We start from the raw sequence: 19,220 nt of genomic DNA on the forward strand, positions 1-19,220 counted from the left end.
AAGCTTATCCACAGTTTGTGTGCGTAACCCCGGCGGCTTCGGCCGGCACGGGCCGGCGTTGCCGCGCCCGGCTTAAGGGCAGCTCCAAAACCCCGTCGTTCCGCCGATGCGGAACGACGAATTCAGCTTGTTCGATGCGCCTTTAAGACGCCCGCTTAGCGTTCGGCGCCGCAGACCAGGGCCAGCGCGCGCGCGCAGCCGTCGTAGTCGAGCGTGGCCAGTTGTTCGACCGCGCGCAGCAGACCGGCGGCGCGGCCGGCCGCGTCGTCGTCCAACGGCAGGCCCAGATGCTTGCGCACCTGCACGTAGGCCGAGTCCTGGAACTGCTCCAGCACCTGCTCGTACGATATCTGGCCCAGCTCGGCCAGGCGCTGGCGTGCATTGCATTGGAACATCTCGTCGCCCAGCTTGGTGGCCATCACGTCGACCATGTCGAGGCAGCCGATCTCGTGGCCGCCCAGGTGCAGCTGGCGGAACACCTGCGCCGCCTGCGCCAGGAAGTACAGGTCCTGCGCCTGGCAATTCAAGGTGCGGCCCGAGGTCAGCGCCTGGAACAGGTGCTCGGCGCGGGCCGGCGCGTTGACCATCTCGGCCTGGAAGGCCAGATACACCTCCAGCACCTTGAACTGCAGCCAGTACGGCGAGTGCGGTCCGAGCATCATCTTTTCCAGCGCGGTCAGGCTGTTGCGGTGCAGGCCGATCTTCGACTGGTAGGACAGCTGCATCTCCAACTGCGCCGCCTTCAGGTAGGGACCGAGCGGCAGCGCATGCGCGTCCTGCAGCAGGTAGTTCAGCTCCTGGTGCATGCCGGACTTGAGCAGCAGGCGCGGATACTCCTGCCAGTAGGCGTTTTGCAGCGTCAGCGCGGCGTTGCCCAGGCTGTCCTTGGTGCTCAGCTCGGCCAAGGTCAGCTCGATGCCGTAGCGGCGCTGCAGCTCGCCCATCTCGTGCAGCTGCTGCGGCGCCAGTTGCTGGTACAGCGCGGCGGCCTCGCCGGTGCGCTCTTGCCAGCGCTCCAGACGGATCAGGGTGAGCCACGGCTGGATCACATTGAGCAGTTGCTGTGTTTGCCCGGCGGCGGCGAGCGCCTGCCAGAAGCGGATTTGCGCGTCGCACAGTTGGCGCGCGGCGTCCAGGTTGCCGCGGTAGGCCTCCTGCAGCGCCAATAGGTTCAGGTACTGCGGCAGTTCGTCGATGGCGCGCGCGCGCACCGCCGGCAGCATGTCCTGCAGCACCTTGCGACGCCAGCCGGACAGCGGGGCGCGAATCAAACGGTCGGCCGGTACGATGAGCGGTTGGTAGAAAGTCGGGGTAATGTGGGCGGTCATAGTTAGCCAGGTTGTACGCCGACTGCGGGCGGAGAGAAACACGCACCTGCGCGTGTAGACGCCCTGATTTGACCATATGGGCTAGCTCGCGGTAACTGTCACTTTTGCGAGGACGGCCGGCGCCGCCGGCCGGCCGCCGCCCCAGTCGGCGCGCAACCGGCGGTGGTGCCGGCCGCTCTTTTTCGGCTGGCGTCGTGCGCTTACTTGGGAATGCTGCCGTCGACGCCCTGCACGTAGTAGTTCATCGAGAGCAGTTCCTTCAGCGGCAGGACGGCGCCGGCGGCCACCTTGACGGCGCCCGACTGGTCCTTGATCGGCCCCTGGAAGGGATGGAATTTGCCGCTGATGATGAGCGCCTTCTTCTCTTCGAAGATCTTGGCGGCGTCGGCCGGCACCACCGGATTGAGTGGCGACATCTTGACCATGCCTTCCTGCAGGCCGCCGCGCACCTCGCCGGTTTTCCAGGTCTTCGCCATCACCGCCTTGGTGGTGTCGATGTAGTAGCCGCCCCAGTTGTTGGTGCTGGCGGTGAGGTGCGCCTTGGGCGCGAACTTGAGCATGTCCGAATCCCAGCCGAAGGCGTACACGCCTTTTTCCTGCGCCACCTGCAGCGTCGCCGGCGAGTCGGTGTTTTGGTTGAGCACGTCGACGCCCTGGGCGATCAGGGTCTCGGCGGCCTGGCGTTCCTTGGCCGGGTCGTACCACGAGTTGACCCAGATGACCTTGGTCTTGATGGCCGGGTTGACGCTCTGCGCGCCCAGGGTGAAGGCGTTGATGTTGCGGATCACCTCGGGCACCGGGAAGGAGGCCACCACGCCCAGGCTCTTCGACTTGGTCATTTTGCCGGCCACCACGCCGAGCAGGTAGGCGCCCTCGTACATGCGGCTCTCGTAGACGCCCATGTTCTTGCCGGTCTTGAAGCCGGTGGCGTGTTCGAACACCACGTTGGGGAAGGCCTTGGCGACTTTCTCGGTCGGGTTCATGTAGCCGAAGGAGGTGGTGAAGATCAGCTGGTTGCCGTCGCTGGCCAGCTTGCGGATCACCCGTTCCGAGTCGGCGCCCTCGGGCACGTTTTCCACATAGGTGGTCTTGATCTTGGCGCCGAGCGCCTTCTCCAGCGCCAGGCGGCCTTGGTCGTGGGCGTAGGTCCAGCCGGCGTCGCCGACCGGACCGATGTAGATGAAGCCAACCTTGAACGGCTCCTCGGCCCGCGCCGGGGCGGCGGCCAGGCCCAGGCTGGCGGCGATGGCGGCGATGGTGGCGAAGGCGAGCAGTGTGCGGCGGTTTAACATGGGTGTTCCTTTGCGGTTGGCGCGCCCGGCGCGGCACCGGGCGCGGAGATCAGAAATCAGAAATGGTATTCGGCGCGGATCATCGGGGTCTTGGCGGTGGCGCCCGGATTGGCGTGGTCGGAGTTGCCGAACTTGTTCTTCCAGTACTGGTATTCGAGGCCGAGCTTGAAGGTGTTCTTGCCGGCGCCGACGGCGGCGCTCAGGTCGTACATGATCTGCATGTCGATGTTGGTCTCGGCGGCGGTGTCGACGCCGAACTCGTTCTTGCCCTTGCTGCCGATGAAGTTGGCGAAGCCTTCGAAGGACAGCGGAATGCCGACGTTGAAGGGGATGCCCCAGGCCGCCGTCAGCATCGGATGCACCTTGTAGCTGTAGCGCGGCGTGGCGGTCTGCGAGAAGGTGCTGTAGGGCGCGTTGCTCTCCCACAGGGCGAACAGGCTGACGTCGAGGAAGCCGGGCACGTCGAGCATCAAGGTGGGGCCGGCGACGACCATGCGCTTCTTCGAGTTGTAGCCGGCGTCGGTCTTGGTGTTGTAGTCGAAGCCGGCGGTGGCGCCCAGGCCGCGCAGCGGACCGGCGGCGAAGGAGCGGCCCAGCACCTTGCCCAGGTCCAGCGTGTGGCGGTACAGCACATAGGCTTCGTGGGCGCCGCTGCTGGCGCCGGCCGACGAGGGGTCGCTGTCGTCCGACATCAGCAGGTCGGCGCTGAGGAAGTTCTTGCCGTACTTGTAGCCGCTGGAGCTGCTCAGGTTGACGATGTTCTTGCTGATGTCCTGGTTGTTGAACGGCTCGGCGAACTTGCTGCCGTAGCGGTAGCTGATCGAGGTGTCGCTCCAGTCGGCGGCGTGGGCCGCGCCGGCGCAGGCGGCGAAAATGGTCAGGGCAATGGCGTGCTTCAGCGGTTGAGGTTTCATGCAAACTCCCAGTCAGGTTGGTCTAGTTATAAGATTGCTACGGTGCCAAAAAACTTGTTTGAATCCCTTACGTGGCGGCGCTTGGATTCAATCTTCAACAGGAATCTCTAGCAAATTGCAGGCCATGTCCTCCTACAGGCCGGCCAAGGCTTCGGCCAGGTTGATCTTCTTGCCCGGTTCGCCCAGCCGCAGGCGCCCTTCGATCTCCAGCAGGTGGTGTTCGATCAGCGCGCCGGCCTGCTCCGCCTTGCCCTGCTCGATCAGCGCCATCAGCTCCTTGTGCTCGTCGTTCTCGCACATCGACGCGCCGGGACTCTCGTACAGCGCGATGATCAGCGAGCAGCGCGAGACCAGCTCGCCCATGAAGCGCAGCAGCACCTGGTTGCCGGCCAACTCGGCCAGCAGCAAATGGAATTCGCCGCCCAGGCGGATCCAGCTGGCGCGGTCGCCGGTGCGGCGCGCCTGGTCCTCGGCCTCCAAGGCTTGGCGGATTTGCTGTAGCGAGGCCGGTGTGCGGTGGCGTATCACCAGCGGCACGATCTCGCGCTCCAGCGCGCGGCGTGCGGCGAAGATGTCGCGCGCTTGCTCCGGCGTGGGCGAGGCGATCACCGCGCCGCGATTCGGCCGCAGCTCGATGATGTGGTCGTGCGCCAGCCGTTGCAGCGCCTTGCGCACCGTGGTGCGGCTGACCCGGTACAACTCGCAGAAGTCGGCCTCGCCCAGATGGGTGCCGGGCGGCAGGCGGTGGCTCATGACGGCGTTGACGACGGCGCGGTAGATGCGCAGATCGATGGCGGTGGTGCCGCGTTTCAGCCGCGCCCCGGTGGCGGCGGGCGCGGCGGCGGCCGCTGGCACTGGCGCCGTGGCCGCCGCCGTGGCGGCCTTGCGCCTGGCGGCCGGGCGTGGCGCGGTGGCGGGTTTGCTCATGTTGCGTTCTCCTGAGTCGGTCGCGGGACTGGCCCGTTACGGCATATCGGCAGCGGATATGTGAACAACACATAAAGCAGGATTCGTGCTCACATTGTGTACGAAAAAATCGCCGCCTTGCGCATCGCGAATGCGTTTAAGCCCTTTTATGGTGAGTTGCTGTGGTTTATTTGGTGCGCTTTTGTACACAGCTTCGCCAAAAGCGGGCGCCGCCGCGCAAGGCCGGCGTATCCTTGCGGACAGCAGCCGACGATTTTCATGGCATGCAAATTGCGTCTGTCGTTTGAAGAAAATGAACCGTGCATTTGTATACAAATTGACGATGGAGGTAAGCCAGAATGAATCACGACGTGGTCCCACCGCAGCCGGCGCGCGTCGAACCGCGCCTGCAACTGCTGGGCATCTGCAAAAGCTACCCGTCGGTGATCGCCAACGCCGAGGTCAATCTGACGGTGATGCCGGGCGAGATACACGCCGTGCTGGGCGAGAACGGCGCCGGCAAAAGCACGCTGATGAAGATCATCTACGGCGTCACCAAACCGGACGCCGGCGAGATCATGTGGGAGGGCAAGCAGGTGCACATCCACTCGCCGTCGGACGCGCGCAAGCTCGGCATCGGCATGGTGTTCCAGCACTTCGCCTTGTTCGAGACGCTGAGCGTGGCCGAGAACATCGCCCTGGCGCTCGACGAGAAGAGCACGCCGGCGCAGTTGGCGCCGCGCATCCGCGCCGTCGCCGAGCAGTACGGCCTGCCGCTCGATCCGCAGCGGCGCATCCACAGCATGTCGGTGGGCGAGCGTCAGCGCGTCGAGATCGTGCGCTGCCTGTTGCAGTCGCCGCGCCTGCTGATCATGGACGAGCCGACCTCGGTGCTGACGCCGGACGCCGTGCTCAAGCTGTTCGAGTCGCTGCGCCGGCTGGCCGGCGAGGGCGTCAGCATCCTCTACATCAGCCACAAGCTCGACGAGATCCAGACCCTGTGCGACCAGGCCACCGTGCTGCGCGGCGGCCGCGTCGCCGGCACGGCGCTGCCGCGCCAGGAGACGGCGCGTTCGCTGGCCGAGTTGATGATCGGCCGCGAGCTGCCCGGTTGCCACCTGACGCCGCGTGAACCGGGCGCGGTGCGGCTGGCCATCGGCCCGCTCAGCGTGGCCAGCGCCGATCCGTTCGGCACCCATCTGCGCGATGTGGCGCTGGAGCTGCGCGGCGGCGAGATCGTCGGCATCGCCGGCATCTCCGGCAACGGCCAGCAGGAGCTGTTGAAGGCCATCTCCGGCGAGCTGCCGCTGGCCGACGCCGGCGCCATCCGCATCGACGGCGCGGCGGCCGGCCGGCTCGACGCGGCGGCGCGGCGCCAGCTCGGCCTGTGCTTCGTGCCGGAGGAGCGGCTGGGGCGCGGCGCCGTGCCCGACCTGTCGCTGGCCGACAACGCGCTGCTGACCGGCTACCTGCCGGCCGGCGCCACCGGCATGGTCAAGCGCGGCCTGATCCAGCGCGGCGCCGTGCGCGACTTCGCCCGCGCCGTCATCGAGCGCTTCAACGTCAAGTGCGGCGGCGAGCGCTCGGCCGCCGCCAGCCTGTCCGGCGGCAATCTGCAAAAGTTCATCGTCGGCCGCGAGATCGCGCTGGCGCCCAAGGTGATGGTGGTGGCGCAGCCCACCTGGGGCGTCGACATCGGCGCCGCCATGTTGATCCGCCAGGCCATCATCGACCTGCGCGACCAGGGCGTGGCGGTGCTGGTGCTGTCGGAGGAGCTCGACGAGCTGTTCATGATGAGCGACCGCATCGCCGTGCTGGCCAAGGGCCGCCTGTCGCGCGCGCTGCCGGCGGCCAGCACCAACATCAACCAGATCGGCGTGTGGATGAGCGGCGATTTCGACCACCTCCACGATGCACCCGATACACCCGACGAACCCGACGGGCCGGCGCGCTCGTCCCGCTCGCAACCAGGAGCAAACCATGTCACGGCTTGAACGACGTCCCGAACCCTCGCGCGCGATGATGCTGGCCTCGCCGCTGATCGCGGCGGCGGCCATGCTGCTGAGCGGCTCCGTGCTGTTCTTCTGTCTCGGCCAGGAACCGCTGCACGCCTTCCACGTCTACTTCATCAAGCCGGCCAGCAGCTTGTACGGCATCGGCGAGCTGCTGCTCAAGGCCACGCCGCTGATCCTGTGCGGCGTCGGCCTGGCGCTCAGCTTCCGCGCCAACGTCGCCAACATCGGCGCCGACGGCCAGCTGACCATGGGCGCCATCGCCGCCGGCGCCGTCGCGCTGTACTTCGACGAGGTGCAGGCCGGCTGGCTGCTGCCGCTGATGATCGTCGCCGGCGCGCTGGGCGGCATGGCCTGGGCGGCCGTTCCGGCGCTGCTGCGCACCCGCTTCAACACCAGCGAAATTCTGGTCAGCCTGATGCTGGTCTACGTCGCCTATCTGTACCTGAGCTATCTGGTGCACGGCCCGCTGCGCGACCCGGCCGGCTTCAACTTCCCGCAGTCGAAGATGTTCAACCAGTCGGCCACGCTGCCGTTGCTGATCGAGGGGCTGCGCATCAACGCCGCCTTCCCGCTGTCGCTGCTGGCGGTGGCCGGCGCCTGGTTCTTTTGCAGCCGCACCTTCGCCGGCTACCGCATGCAGGTCAGCGGCATGGCGCCGGCGGCGGCCGCCTACGCCGGCTTCAGCGAGCCGCGCAACGTCTGGGCCGCCTTCATGCTCAGCGGCGCGCTGGCCGGCATCGCCGGCGTCGGCGAGGTGGCCGGCCCGCTGGGCCAGCTGCAACCGTCGGTGTCGCCCGGCTACGGCTTCGCCGCCATCATCGTCGCCTATGTCGGCCGGCTGCATCCGTTCGGCGTGCTGCTGTCGGCCTTGCTGATGTCGCTGCTGTACATCGGCGGCGAGTCGGCGCAGATCGAGCTGCAACTGCCGTCGGCCATCACCGGCTTGTTCCAGGGCCTGCTGCTGTTCTATCTGCTGGCCGCCGACCTGTTCATCCACTACCGCTTCAAGCCGCGCCGGCGGGTGGTGCCGCCGGCCCAAGGCGCCGTGCCGACCGGCCCCGCCAACCGGACCAGCCAGGCCAACCCGGCCGGGCCGGCCGGGCCGACCAGCCCGGCCGCCGCCATCGCCCGAACCGGAGACGCCGTATGAATCCCGAACTGTTGATCGCCTTCCTGGCCAGCACCGCCGGCGCGGCCACGCCGCTGATCATGGCCTCGATGGGCGAGCTGGTGGCCGAGCGCTCCGGCGTGCTCAATCTGGGCATCGAGGGCATGATGCTGGTCGGCGCCGTGGTCGGTTTCGCCGTCACGCTGGGCACCGGCCAGATCACCCTCGGCCTGTTGGCGGCCATGCTGGCCGGCCTGGGCATGGCGCTGATCTTCGCCTTCCTGGTGCTGACCTTGCAGACCAACCAGGTGGCCACCGGCCTGGCGCTGACCTTGTTCGGCATCGGCCTGTCGGCCTTCCTCGGCCGCGGCCTGGTCGGCCAGACGGTGGACCCGCTGCCGCACCTGCACTTGCCGCCGCTGTCCGACATCCCCTTCGTCGGTCCGCTGCTGTTCCGCTTCGACTGCATGGTCTACGCCTCGCTGCTGCTGGTGGCGGCGATCGCCCGGATGCTGGCGCGCAGCCGCCTCGGCCTGATGATACGGGCGGTCGGCGAGTCGCCGCACAGCGCCCACGCCATCGGCTTCCACGTCATCGGCCTGCGCTACGGCACGGTGTTGTTCGGCGGCGCCATGGCCGGCCTGGGCGGCGCCTACCTGTCGCTGGCGCTGACGCCGATGTGGGTCGAGGGCATGACGGCGGGGCGCGGCTGGATCGCCCTGGCGCAGGTGGTGTTCGCCACTTGGAAGCCGCGCGGCGTGATGTTGGGCGCCTACCTGTTCGGCGGCGTCACCGTGCTGCAGTTCCACGGCCAGGGCTTCGGCCTGGCGGTGCCGGCCGAGTTCCTCTCGATGCTGCCGTATCTGGCCACCATCGCCGTGTTGGTCATCATCTGTCGCAATCCGCAGACCATCCTGCTCAACAAGCCGATGTCGCTGGGGCAGAACTTCCGCGCCGATTGAGGCGGGGCAGGGGCCGCGCGCCCTTGCCTTGCCACGGCGACTGTCAAAGCGCAATCCGCCGCGACGCAATATTTGGAGACAATCCAGCAATTTTGTCCTGCTACACTTGGTTCATCTCTGCGGTTTCCGCCGCAGCACGGCGCGCCCCCCTGCCGCTGCCGTTCCACGTGTGGCGACCCCCCATCCCCGGTTCGCGTATCGATATTGTTTTTCGTTTTTGTCCTGTCATTCCACATTGAAGGAAAGCGGCAATGCGCAACAATTCCCCGGTCACGCAGAACGAGTATGTTTTAAGCGACGGCAAGACCATCGTCTCGACCACGGATTTGCAAGGCAACATCAACTACGCCAACCCCTATTTCATCGAGGTCAGCGGCTTCGCCGAGCAGGAGTTGATCGGCGCGCCGCAGAACATCCTGCGCCATCCGGACATGCCGGCCGAAGCCTTCGCCGACCTGTGGCGCACCATCAAGGACGGCATGCCGTGGACCGGCATGGTGAAGAACCGTTGCAAGAACGGCGACTATTACTGGGTGCTGGCCAACGTCACGCCGGTGATCGAGCAGGGCCGGCCGATCGGCTATATGTCGGTGCGCACCAAGCCGAGCCGCGAGCAGGTTCAGCAGGCCGGCGCCGCCTATGACGAAATCCGCCAGGGCAATCCGCGCGGCCTGCGCATCGTCAACGGCCGCGTCGAGCGCAGCGGCGTGCGGGCGACCTTGGCCGGCTGGTGCAAACTGTCGCTGGCGCGCCACATCGGCGTGAACAGCGGTTTGATCAGCATCATGATGGCGGTGTTTGCCGTCGCGCTGTGGGACGTCCACGGCAGCAGCGGCCGCGCCTTGCACGCCTGGCTGGGCGGCGTCGCCGGCGTGTCGGCGCTGATGACCGTGTATTTCTGGCGCAGCCTGCACAACCATGTCGTGGTGCCGCTGCGGCGCGCCACCGGGGCGGCGCGGCAGATGGCCGGCGGCGACCTGAGCGGCGAGATCGAGATCCGGCAAGACGATGAAATGGGCCAGCTACTGGCGGCGCTGCGGCAGATGAACGTCAACCTGCACAGCATCATCAGCGACGTGCGCAGCAATTTCGCCGAGATCAGCATCGCCACCGGCGAGATCGCCACGGGGAATATGGACCTGTCTGGCCGCACCGAGTCGCAGGCTTCGAGCCTGCAGCAGACCGCCGCCAGCATGGAGCAGCTGACCTCGAACGTGCAGCAGAGCGCCGGCAGCGTGGCGCGCGCCAACGAGCTGGCCGGCAGCGCCTCGCGGGTGGCCAAGGCGGGCGGCGACATCGTCGCGCAGGTGGTGGTGACGATGGGCGACATCAGCGATTCGTCGCGCAAGATCCTCGACATCATCGGCTTGATCGACGGCATCGCCTTCCAGACGAATATTCTGGCGCTGAACGCCGCCGTCGAGGCGGCCCGCGCCGGCGAGCAGGGCCGTGGCTTCGCCGTGGTGGCGTCCGAGGTGCGCGGCCTGGCGCAGCGTTCGGCCACGGCGGCCAAGGAGATCAAGGGCTTGATCGACATGTCGATCGTCAAGGTCAACGCCGGCACCGCGCTGACCAACAGCGCCGGCGCCACCATGAGCGAGGTGATGCAGTCGGTCGACAGCGTCACCACATGATGGACGAGATCTCCAACTCGACCAACGAGCAGAGCCAGGGCATAGGGCAGGTCAACGACGCGGTGATCCACATCGACGACATCACGCAGCAGAACGCGGCGCTGGTGGAGCAGGCCGCCGCCGCCGCCGGCAACCTGGCGCAGCAGGCCCGCTGTGTCGAGCAGGCGATGGCGGTGTTCAAGCTGAAGGCGCAGGGGCGTTCGGCGCCGGCCGGCATGGCCCAGCTGAAGCGGGCCTCGCTGGCCGGCCTGCCGCTGCTGCGTCCGTCGGCCTTGTCGTCGGCCAAGGTGGTCAGCCTGCCGCGCAAGGCCAGGCAACTGGCCTAGGCGCAGTCGCGGCCGGGGCGGCCGGCCGCCGCGCCGGCCGCTTTGGTTTACCATATCGTTTCCGAAGAGAATATTGAAACGATATAAACGATTATGACAGTTGTGCGCCGCGTCACCATTGAGGACCAAGGTTGGGCATTCGACACCGACAACAGCCAGTCGCTGCTGCTGGCGGCGCAGGCGGCCGGCATTCGCCTGCCCAGCTCCTGCCGCAACGGCACCTGCCGCAGCTGCCTGTGCCGGCTGGCCGGCGGCAGCGTGCGCTATCTGATCGAGTGGCCGGGACTGAGCCTGGACGAGAAACGCGAGGGCTACATCCTGCCCTGCGTGGCGCTGGCCGAGTCGGATCTGGTGTTGCGGGTGCCGGCGGCACGGCGCATCGAGTAGCGCCGCAGGCCGGCGCGCGCGCGGCCGTGGCCGTGGCCTTGGCTGTGACTTTGGCTGTGACTTTGGCCTTGGCCTTGGCCTTGGCCGGATCAGCGCCGACGCAGGCGGTTCAGCAGCGCCTCGGCGCTGTCGCTCAGCGGCACGCCGTGCTGGCGCAGCAGCTGCACGTTCAGCACCAGATTCTCCAGCACCAGCTTGGCCGCCACGGCCAGCAGCGACAGCCGCTTGTCCTCCTCGCTGAAGTTCTCCATCGCGTCGGCCATCTCGCACAGATGGTTGGCGATCAGGCCGCGCAGCTCCTGCTCGTTGAACGGCAGGTCGGCGAAATCGATCGGGTCCTCCCTCTCCACTGCCTGCATCAGCAGTTCCAGCTCCTGCGGGGTAATTGTCATGTTGTGCTCCGGTGGTTCGCCCGGTTCCATTCTAGCGGTAAGCTCGGCTTAGCGTGCGGCAAGCGACCGTGCCGGCCTGACAAGCTTACTTTTTTGAATCGTGGCGCGCGCGCGGACAGGCGCGTTAGAATCGACCATTCGGAATCGGAGGGGCGATGGCGCAACTGATTTTCACCCAGCAATTGGGCCGCTTCCTGCCGGTGCCGCAGGTGAACACCGACGCCACCGACCTGCGCGCCGCGCTCGACGCCGCCTTCGCCGGCCAGCCCCGGCTGCGCGGCTATGTGCTCGACGAGCAGGGCCATCTGCGCGAGAACGTGGTGATCTTCATCGACGGCAAGCGCAACGCCGACCGCGTCCGGCTCGACGACGCGCTGGCGCCCGATTCCCGGGTCTACATACTGCAAGCACTCTCTGGAGGCTGACATGAGTACACGCGCTTACCTCGGCACCCGCAAGGGCCTGTTCGAGCTGGACCAGGTGAAAGGGCTGTGGCAATTGGGCGCCCACCACTTCCTCGGCGATCCGGTGTCGATGCTGTTGTCCGATCCGCGCGACGGCAGCCTGTATGCCGCCCTCAACCTGGGCCACTTCGGCGCCAAGCTGCATCGGCTCGACGCCGGCGCCAGCAGCTGGACCGAGGTGGCGGCGCCGGCCTATCCGGCCAAGCCGGCCGACAGCGCGGACCAGGTCGAATGGAAGCTCAGGCAGATCTGGTCGCTGGCCGCCGGCGGTGCGGAACAGCCCGGCGTGTTGTGGGCCGGCACCCTGCCGGGCGGCCTGTTCCGTTCGGCCGACCGGGGCGAGTCGTGGCAACTGGTGGAGTCCTTGTGGAACGCGCCGGAACGGGGCGAGTGGCTGGGCGGCGGCTATGACGTGCCCGGCATCCATAGCATCTGCGTCGATCCGCGCGACAGCCATGCGCTGCTGGTGGGCGTGTCCTGCGGCGGCGCCTGGCTCAGCACGGACGAGGGCGCCAGTTGGTCGCTGCGCGCCAAGGGCATGAAAGCTGGCTACATGCCGCCCGACCTGGCCGACAAGCAGACGGTGCAGGACCCGCACCGCATCGTGCGCTGCGATGGCATGCCGGACCGGCTGTGGTGCCAGCATCACAGCGGCATCTGGCGCAGCGACGACAACGGCGCCAACTGGAGCGAGGTGACGGCGCCGCTGTCGAGTTTCGGCTTCGCCGTGGCGGTGCATCCGGCGCAGGGTGACACGGCCTGGTTCGTGCCGGCCGTGGCCGACCAGCAACGCATCCCCGTCGACGCCGCGTTGGCGGTCAACCGCAGCAGCGACGGCGGCGCCAGCTTCACCACCCTGCGCAGCGGCCTGCCGCAGGAGCATTGCTACGACCTGGTGTATCGCCACGGCTTGGCGGTGGGCGCCGACGGCAGCACGTTGCTGATGGGTTCGACCACCGGCGGAGTCTGGTTGTCGTCGAACGGCGGCCAGCACTGGCAGACCATCTCCACCACCATGCCGCCGGTGTACGCGGTCTGCTTCGCCGATTAAGCCCGCGACTCCCCCCGGGGTCAGTGCCGACATTCGGACACGAGCTCAAGCGTCCCCGGGGTCAGCAGCGTCCTCGGGGTCAGGTCCTCGGGGTCAGTGCCGACATTCGGACACGAGCTCAAGTAGAGCGTCCGCTTGGAAGACGAAAAATGTCCGAATGTCGGCACTGACCCCGCTTGCTGGCGGGGGGCGGCGGACTCAGGCGTAGTAGGCGAGGAACATGTCGACGGCCGTCTCCACCACTTGGCGCTGGACGGCGGGCGGCAGCGGCGGCTGGCCCATGGTCACTTGCGGCCAGAAGGCGAAGGTCTTCATCTGGCCTTGCAGCAGGGTGGCCGAGAACAGCGGATCGGCCTTGAGCAGCTTGCCGTCGGCCTGGGCGGCGCGCAGCCAGGCGGTCACGCCTTCCTCCTTGTCGCTCAGGCGCGCCACCATGTCCTGGGCGCGCGCCGGCGAGTGGATAGTTTCGGCGATGGCCACCCGGGCCAGATCGAGGAAATGGCCGTCCTGCAACAGCGCCATCTTCTGCGACATCAATTCCAACAACTGCTCGCGCAGCGGCACGCCGCTGCGGTAGGCGATCGCCATCAAGGCCGCGCTGCTGTCCCACAACTGGTGCAGGATCTGGGCGAACAGCTCGTCCTTGCTGGGGAAGTGGTTGTAGACGGTGCGCTTGGAGACGCCGGCGCTGGCGGCGATCTTGTCCATGCTGGTCGCCTCGAAGCCGCTGGCACGGAATTCGGCGATGGCGGCCGTGAGGATGGCGTGGCGCTTGCGGTCGGTCAGGCGCTGCGTGACGGCAGCGGGGGCGGCGGGGGAAGTAGGCATGCAAGTATTTTACACTGGGTAGTTTACTTTTCCAAAAATAGAAACTACACTGTGTAGTGTACATTCTATATGTTAAACCTCAGCGAAACGGTATCGATCTTGCGCCTATCTCGCCTCGTCCTGACTTTTGGAGCCATGCTCGTGATGAACACCACCGCCATTTCCGCCGACAACATCGACGCCCTGACCACGGCCCAGCAGCGCGACGGCAAGTACCGCAACCCGGCCGCGATGCACAAGATGGGTTTGACCAAATCGCTGGGCCTGATGTGGCGCTTCCTGTTCAACAAGCCGGCCAACACGGTGCCGAGCAAGCCCATCCCCGTGCAATTGCTAGCAAGGCAACAATTGTTCGATGCGCCCGACAATAGTTTGTTCCGCCTCGGCCATTCGACCATGCTGCTCAAGCTCAGCGGCCAGTTCTGGCTGACTGACCCGGTGTTTTCCGAGCGCGCCTCGCCGGTGCAGTGGGCCGGTCCGCAGCGCTTCCACCAGCCGCCGATCAGCATCGACGATTTGCCGCCGATCACCGGCGTGATCCTGTCGCACGACCACTACGACCACCTCGACTATGCCGCCGTGCGCAAGCTGGCCGCCAAGACCGCGCACTTCATCGCGCCCAAGGGCGTCGGCGACACCTTGATCGAATGGGGCATCCCGGCCGCCAAGGTGCAGCAACTGGGCTGGTGGGAAAGCACGCGGGTGGCCGGTGTGAAGCTGGTGGCGACGCCGGCGCAACACTTTTCCGGCCGTGGCCTGTTCAACGGCAACAAGACGCTGTGGGCCTCCTGGGTCATCGAGGACGGCGACACCCGGGTTTTCTTCAGCGGCGATAGCGGCTATTTCAAGGGATTCAGGGAGATCGGCGACAAATACGGTCCCTTCGACCTGACCATGATCGAAACCGGCGCCTACGATCCGCAGTGGCCGGATGTTCATATGCAACCGGAGGAAACCCTGCAGGCCCACATCGATTTGCGCGGCAAGGTGCTGCTGCCGATCCACAACGGCACCTTCGACCTGGCGTTGCATGCCTGGAACGAACCCTTCGAACGCATCGTCGCGCTGGCGGCCGAGCGGGGGCAGACGCTGAGCACGCCGGGCATCGGCAGCGCGCTTGATGTGAAGCGGCCGGCGCCGGGCGAACAGTGGTGGTTGCGGGCGCTGTAGCGCGCGGCGGACTCGGGCGGTGATGCCGCTCAGGCGGTGATGTTGATGAGGCGGCCCAGGGTTTCGCCCCGGGCGTTGATCTGTGGCTTGGCCAGGGTCAGTTCGGCCGGCAGCTTTTGTTGCGACAGGGGGGGATTCTCGATGGCCTTGTCGAGCCGGATCAGCGGCGCGGCGGCCGGCACCGGCTGTTGCGCCTGACGGCTTTGGGCCTGGGTCTGGGCCAGGTCCTGTTTGTCCTTGACCAACAATTGCTGGCTTTGCTCCAGCCGGCTGGCGTCTTGGTTGACGCGCGACTGGTCCTGTTGCACCAGCCGCTCGGCCTGGGCAATCGACGCTTGCAAACTATTTACGGACGTTACGGAAACCACGCTCATCACCTCGGCCAGATACTGCGATCCGCGCGTCAAAATGACGGACATGGAAATGCAGAATCGTAATCAATCAAGTAACGCTTTAGCGTAGGTCAAAAAATGTCAAGAAGCCAGAACTTTCGTGGTGATTTCGTAATGTCGTCTGTCTTTGCAGAAATAAAAAAGGGCAAGGCCGACTACGCCTTGCCCGCAAGGGACTCTGTTTAGTAAGCGCTTACTCGCGCCGCCGCGTCCTGTTTAGAAGCGATACAACAGCGAAGCCTCGACCGATCGGCCGAACAGCGGACGGGCGTTGATCGGCCCGCTGCCGCCGGTGCTCAGGCGCGAATTGCCCTCGGTCAGACCGAGCGCGTTGTTGACGTTGCTGGCGTTCAGGCGCAGCTCGATCTTGTCGCCCAGCGCGGCGAGGATGCCCAAGTCGATGGTGCGGTAGGACGGCAGGTATTGCTGGTTGGCCTGGTCGGCGTAGCGCTCGCCGATCGAGGTGTAGGTGCCGTACAGCTTGACCGAGTTGTTGTCGCCCAGCGGAATGCGGTAGGTCGGCGTGAAGCGGAACTGCAACTTCGGCTGGCGTTGCACGGTCTTGCCGGCGGTGGCCGGGTTGTCGCGGTATTCCGACTTCTGATAGTCGCCCGTCAGGCTCAGCTGCAGATTGCTCAGCGGACGCAGCGCCAGTTCGAACTCGACGCCGTTGCCCTTGGAGCCGCTGACCGAGTTCAGCGTGGTGCCGTTGGCGAGAATTTGCGAGAAGGCGATGCCGTCGAATTCGGTGTGGAAGGCGTTGACATAGGCGCTGTAGAGCGAGGTGGCGGTTTTGAAGCCGATCTCGTACTGGCTCACCTTGGGCGTCGGCAGGACGCTGCGGTCGTTGGCCGTGGCCTGGCTGCCGGCGCCGCGCAGATCGTCGAAGGAGACGAAGGTGTGGCCGCGGTTGGCGCGCACGAAGACGCTGGCGTCCTTGCCCAGTTTGTAGTTGCCGCCGATGGTGAAGGAGTTGGCGCTGTCATTGCGGCTGATGAAGGTGTTCGAGCCGTTCGGCATCGAGGTGCCGTTGTTGTAGACGGTCAGCGGGTTGTTGTCGGTATCGCCGGACATCAGGTTGGAAATCGTCGCATTGACGCGCTGGCGCTCGTGGCGCACGCCGGCGTCGACCTTGATGCGCTCGTTGACCTTCCACTCGTCGGAGACGAAGACGGCGGTGTTGTTGCCGTCATACGAGGCGAGCGGGGCGTAGAACACATTGCCGTCGGTGCCGTTTTTCGACACGACGACGCCGTTGTCCAGGGTCACGTTGATCAGGCTGGCGTTCGGCACGGCCGTCATCAGGTGGCTGTTGCCCAGATACCAGACATCGCGCGAGGAGTAATCGGCGAAGTAGCCGCCGACGGTGACGGTGTTGTCCTTGCCCACTTCCTTGCTGACGCGCAGCTCGTCGGTGAAGGAGCTGAGTTTCTTCTCGACCGCCCACAGGCCGGCTTGCACCACCTGCTGGTCGGCCGCCACGTTGCCGCCGTGGACATAGGTGGTGCTCGCCGCCGTCGCCAGCTTGCCGCCGGCCGCCGCCAACACGGCGGCGTTGCTGTTGGCCGATTTGATGGCGGCGGCGGTGTAGTCGGCCATGCTCAGCGGGTTGTTGCCGGTGAACATGGCGTTGGTGTTGAGGTCGCCGCTGAAGTGGTTGAATTTGTTCGATACGCTCCACTCGCCGATCTTCTGGTCGAAATTGGCGCCGAAGACGGTGGCTTTGAGGCCGCGCCCGTCGCCCAGGTCGCGCGTCAGCGTCTTGCCGGGCGCCGCTTCGATGGTGAAGTTGCGCATTTCGCCGCTGACCAGGGTGCCTTTCAACGGGTCGAAGCCGGGGAAGGCCGAGATGCTGCGGCCGTTGTTGCTGGAGATCAGCGGCGCGCCGGTGTAGAAGGCGTTCTTGTCGTCGGTGTTGCGGGCGTAGATGGTCAACTCGCCCTGCTCCAGCTTGCGGGTCAGGGTGGCGGTCAGCTGGTGGCCGTCGTCGGCCGGGAACTGGGCGTCGCGGATGCCGTCGGTCTTGCGGTAGAAGCCGCCGATGGAGCCGTACCAGCCATCGCTGATCTTGCCGCTATAGAACATGTCGACGCGGCGCAGGCTGCCGGTGCCGGTGGTGAAGCGCAGCGTGCCCTCCGGCGTGTCGCCGCCTTGTTTCAGCAGGAAGTTCATGGTGGCGCCGGGCTGGCCGTTGGACCAGATGGTGCTCGGGCCGCCGCGCAGCACTTCGACGCGCTCGATGGTGTCGTCGAGGCGGAAGGCGGACGAGCCCTCGAAGAAGGACAGGGTCGGCGGCGGGAAGATCGGGTTGCCCATCATTTGTACGGAAACGAAGGGCGAATCGCTGCCGGAGGGGAAGCCGCGCACCTCGATGTTGGCGCCGGACTGGCCGCCGGTCGATTCGGCGTAGACACCGGGCACCAGCTTCATGATGTCGGCGGTGCTGCTCGGCGCGGCCGACTTCAGCTGTTCCTCGCTGGCGGTGGTGATCGAGAAGGCCGAGTCGATCTTGCGCACGCCACGGGCGCCGGACACGCCGGTCACCACGACCTGCTGGATTTCCTTGGCGACGGCGTCGCCGGCCGGGGCCGCTGCGGCCGCTGCCGGGGGCGATGCCTCGGCGGCGTTCTGCGCCTGGGCTTGGTTGATCAGGGTCAGCACCGCGAGCGTGACTGAGGACAGTAGGAACTTGTTCTGGCTTTTCATGTGCTTGGCTTTCTCTTTTTTGGTATGAATCGTGTCGTCTCCTGGACAGTGCGCCACCTTCCAATCCACCGCAAGGCCGTGCCATCCCCATCTTCCGCCCGCTTGAAAGCGGGCCGTTCCCGGCCGCCGAAGCGGCGTCGCGGATTTGACCGAAAGCAGAAGATTGGCCATTGAAACAATAAATGATATCGATGTCAATTGAATTGTTATCGATGTCATCAAACGTGCCACACGCAAAAAACCTGTCATAATGCGTGCGCAAACCCTGTTTCCAACCTAAGAGCCATCAATGCCATCGAACAAGATCAACGTGCGTAAAAGCGACTCGGCGCTGACGATGGAGGACCTGGCCAAGCTGGCCGGCGTCTCCAAGATCACCGTCTCGCGGGCGCTGCGCGATAGTCCGCTGGTGACCCTGGAAACGCGGGAAAAGGTGCGCCAGATCGCCGCCGAGCAGGGCTACCGCCTGAACATCAGCGCGCGCAATCTGCGCATGCGGCGTAGCTATTCGGTCGCCGTTGTGGTGGAAATGACACCAGTGCGCGGCCGGCCGATGTCCGACCCGTATCCGTTGGAGTTGTTGGGCGGCATCACGCAGGAGTTGACCACGGCCGGCTACAGCGTCGTGCTGACCTCCAAGCAATTGATGGACACGGCGCCGGTGCAGGGCGCCGACGGCCTGATCCTGCTCGGCCAGGGCTCGCACGGCGAGGCGGTGCGCACCTTGCAACTGACCGGCATGCCGCTGGTGGTGTGGGGCGCGCCGGAGGCCGGCGCCGACTACATCGTGGTCGGCAGCGACAACCGCAAGGGCGGCATCAGCGCGGCCGAGCGTTTCATCGCCCAGGGCCGCAAGAAGCTGGTGTTCCTCGGCGACGTCGACCACGCCGAGGTGCAGGAGCGTTGCGCCGGCTTCATCGACGCCATGGGCGGCCAGGCGATGGTGCACATCGTCCGGCCCAAGGCCTTCACCTTCGAGGCCGGCTTCGACAGCGTCTCGACCTTGCTGAAGAAGAAGGGCGCCAGCTTCGACGGCGTGTTCGCCGCCAGCGACCTGCTGGCGATGGGCGCGATCCGCGCCTTGGCGGAAAAGAACCTGCGGGTGCCGGAGAACGTGTCCGTCATCGGCTACGACGATACGCCCGGCGCGGCCAGTTTCGTGCCGCCGCTGACCAGCGTGCACCAGTATCTGCGCGACGGCGGCGTGTTGTTGGCGAAGAAGATGCTGGGCCTGATCGAGGGCGAAGCGGTGACGTCGGAGATGTTGCCGACCACCTTGATGGTGCGCCAGACCTAGTGCGCTCGGCGTCAAAATAGTTTCCACCTGATGTAAAAAACCAACAGA

At 66.1% G+C, this 19,220-nt stretch carries 16 protein-coding genes and 1 pseudogene; 9 read left to right on the plus strand and 8 right to left on the minus strand.

The window, feature by feature from the left end:
• Nucleotides 1-155: 155 nt before the first annotated feature.
• From H7U20_RS04595 to H7U20_RS04610, 4 genes are all read right to left on the minus strand, one after another.
• Nucleotides 156-1,328, minus strand: coding sequence for a hypothetical protein (locus H7U20_RS04595; RefSeq protein ID WP_199518420.1), 1,173 nt, complete (start codon nt 1,326-1,328; stop codon nt 156-158).
• Between the two features lie 200 nt (nt 1,329-1,528).
• On the minus strand, nt 1,529-2,620 hold the full coding sequence (locus H7U20_RS04600) for a BMP family ABC transporter substrate-binding protein (protein ID WP_199518421.1): 1,092 nt from the start codon (nt 2,618-2,620) through the stop codon (nt 1,529-1,531).
• A gap of 56 nt (nt 2,621-2,676) precedes the next feature.
• Nucleotides 2,677-3,534, minus strand: coding sequence for an outer envelope protein (locus tag H7U20_RS04605; protein WP_199518422.1), 858 nt, complete (start codon nt 3,532-3,534; stop codon nt 2,677-2,679).
• Nucleotides 3,535-3,666: 132 nt separating this feature from the next.
• Nucleotides 3,667-4,461, minus strand: coding sequence for a GntR family transcriptional regulator (locus H7U20_RS04610; protein WP_199518423.1), 795 nt, complete (start codon nt 4,459-4,461; stop codon nt 3,667-3,669).
• A gap of 338 nt (nt 4,462-4,799) precedes the next feature.
• Between H7U20_RS04610 and H7U20_RS04615 the strand changes: the two genes are divergently transcribed.
• The 5 genes and pseudogenes from H7U20_RS04615 to H7U20_RS04635 all read left to right on the plus strand — a co-directional run bounded on the left by H7U20_RS04615 (nt 4,800) and on the right by H7U20_RS04635 (nt 10,872).
• Nucleotides 4,800-6,434, plus strand: coding sequence for an ABC transporter ATP-binding protein (locus tag H7U20_RS04615; protein ID WP_199518424.1), 1,635 nt, complete (start codon nt 4,800-4,802; stop codon nt 6,432-6,434).
• Nucleotides 6,421-7,605 (plus strand): ABC transporter permease, encoded by a 1,185-nt coding sequence (locus tag H7U20_RS04620; protein ID WP_233410495.1) that lies wholly within the window; start codon nt 6,421-6,423, stop codon nt 7,603-7,605. Before H7U20_RS04615 ends, H7U20_RS04620 begins: the two co-directional genes overlap by 14 nt.
• On the plus strand, nt 7,602-8,525 hold the full coding sequence (locus H7U20_RS04625) for an ABC transporter permease (protein ID WP_199518425.1): 924 nt from the start codon (nt 7,602-7,604) through the stop codon (nt 8,523-8,525). Before H7U20_RS04620 ends, H7U20_RS04625 begins: the two co-directional genes overlap by 4 nt.
• 251 nt (nt 8,526-8,776) lie before the next feature.
• Nucleotides 8,777-10,485: pseudogene (locus H7U20_RS04630) on the plus strand (methyl-accepting chemotaxis protein).
• Between the two features lie 93 nt (nt 10,486-10,578).
• Nucleotides 10,579-10,872 carry a 2Fe-2S iron-sulfur cluster-binding protein gene (locus H7U20_RS04635; RefSeq protein ID WP_199518426.1) on the plus strand — a complete coding sequence of 98 codons (294 nt, stop codon included), beginning with the start codon at nt 10,579-10,581 and terminating at the stop codon, nt 10,870-10,872.
• A gap of 89 nt (nt 10,873-10,961) precedes the next feature.
• Here the strand turns inward: H7U20_RS04635 and H7U20_RS04640 are convergent, their stop codons facing one another.
• Nucleotides 10,962-11,264, minus strand: coding sequence for a hypothetical protein (locus H7U20_RS04640; RefSeq protein ID WP_199518427.1), 303 nt, complete (start codon nt 11,262-11,264; stop codon nt 10,962-10,964).
• A gap of 155 nt (nt 11,265-11,419) precedes the next feature.
• Here H7U20_RS04640 and H7U20_RS04645 point away from each other — a divergent pair, with 155 nt between their 5' ends.
• Together H7U20_RS04645 and H7U20_RS04650 are read left to right on the plus strand one after the other, a co-directional pair.
• Nucleotides 11,420-11,689, plus strand: a complete 270-nt coding sequence (locus H7U20_RS04645; protein ID WP_199518428.1) for a MoaD/ThiS family protein — start codon at nt 11,420-11,422, stop codon at nt 11,687-11,689.
• Nucleotide 11,690: 1 nt separating this feature from the next.
• Nucleotides 11,691-12,779 carry a WD40/YVTN/BNR-like repeat-containing protein gene (locus H7U20_RS04650; protein WP_199518429.1) on the plus strand — a complete coding sequence of 363 codons (1,089 nt, stop codon included), beginning with the start codon at nt 11,691-11,693 and terminating at the stop codon, nt 12,777-12,779.
• 198 nt (nt 12,780-12,977) lie between these two features.
• On the opposite strand, the gene H7U20_RS04655 is transcribed toward H7U20_RS04650, so the two are convergent.
• Entirely contained in the window at nt 12,978-13,607 is a 630-nt protein-coding gene (locus H7U20_RS04655; RefSeq protein WP_199518430.1) for a TetR/AcrR family transcriptional regulator, read from the minus strand.
• Nucleotides 13,608-13,751: 144 nt separating this feature from the next.
• On the opposite strand from H7U20_RS04655, the gene H7U20_RS04660 reads away from it, so the two are divergent.
• Nucleotides 13,752-14,777: an MBL fold metallo-hydrolase gene (locus H7U20_RS04660; protein ID WP_370593080.1), complete on the plus strand. Its 1,026-nt coding sequence runs from the start codon at nt 13,752-13,754 to the stop codon at nt 14,775-14,777.
• A 29-nt stretch (nt 14,778-14,806) separates the two neighbouring features.
• Here the strand turns inward: H7U20_RS04660 and H7U20_RS04665 are convergent, their stop codons facing one another.
• On the minus strand, nt 14,807-15,196 hold the full coding sequence (locus H7U20_RS04665) for a hypothetical protein (protein ID WP_233410496.1): 390 nt from the start codon (nt 15,194-15,196) through the stop codon (nt 14,807-14,809).
• 189 nt (nt 15,197-15,385) lie between these two features.
• Nucleotides 15,386-17,875 carry a TonB-dependent receptor domain-containing protein gene (locus H7U20_RS04670; RefSeq protein WP_199518432.1) on the minus strand — a complete coding sequence of 830 codons (2,490 nt, stop codon included), beginning with the start codon at nt 17,873-17,875 and terminating at the stop codon, nt 15,386-15,388.
• 289 nt (nt 17,876-18,164) lie between these two features.
• Here H7U20_RS04670 and H7U20_RS04675 point away from each other — a divergent pair, with 289 nt between their 5' ends.
• Complete coding sequence (locus H7U20_RS04675) at nt 18,165-19,172, plus strand: LacI family DNA-binding transcriptional regulator (RefSeq protein WP_199518433.1); 1,008 nt, start codon at nt 18,165-18,167, stop codon at nt 19,170-19,172.
• The last annotated feature ends 48 nt before the right edge of the window (nt 19,173-19,220 follow it).

Origin of the sequence: Rugamonas violacea, assembly GCF_016461825.1 — a bacterium.
GTDB lineage: Bacteria > Pseudomonadota > Gammaproteobacteria > Burkholderiales > Burkholderiaceae_D > Rugamonas.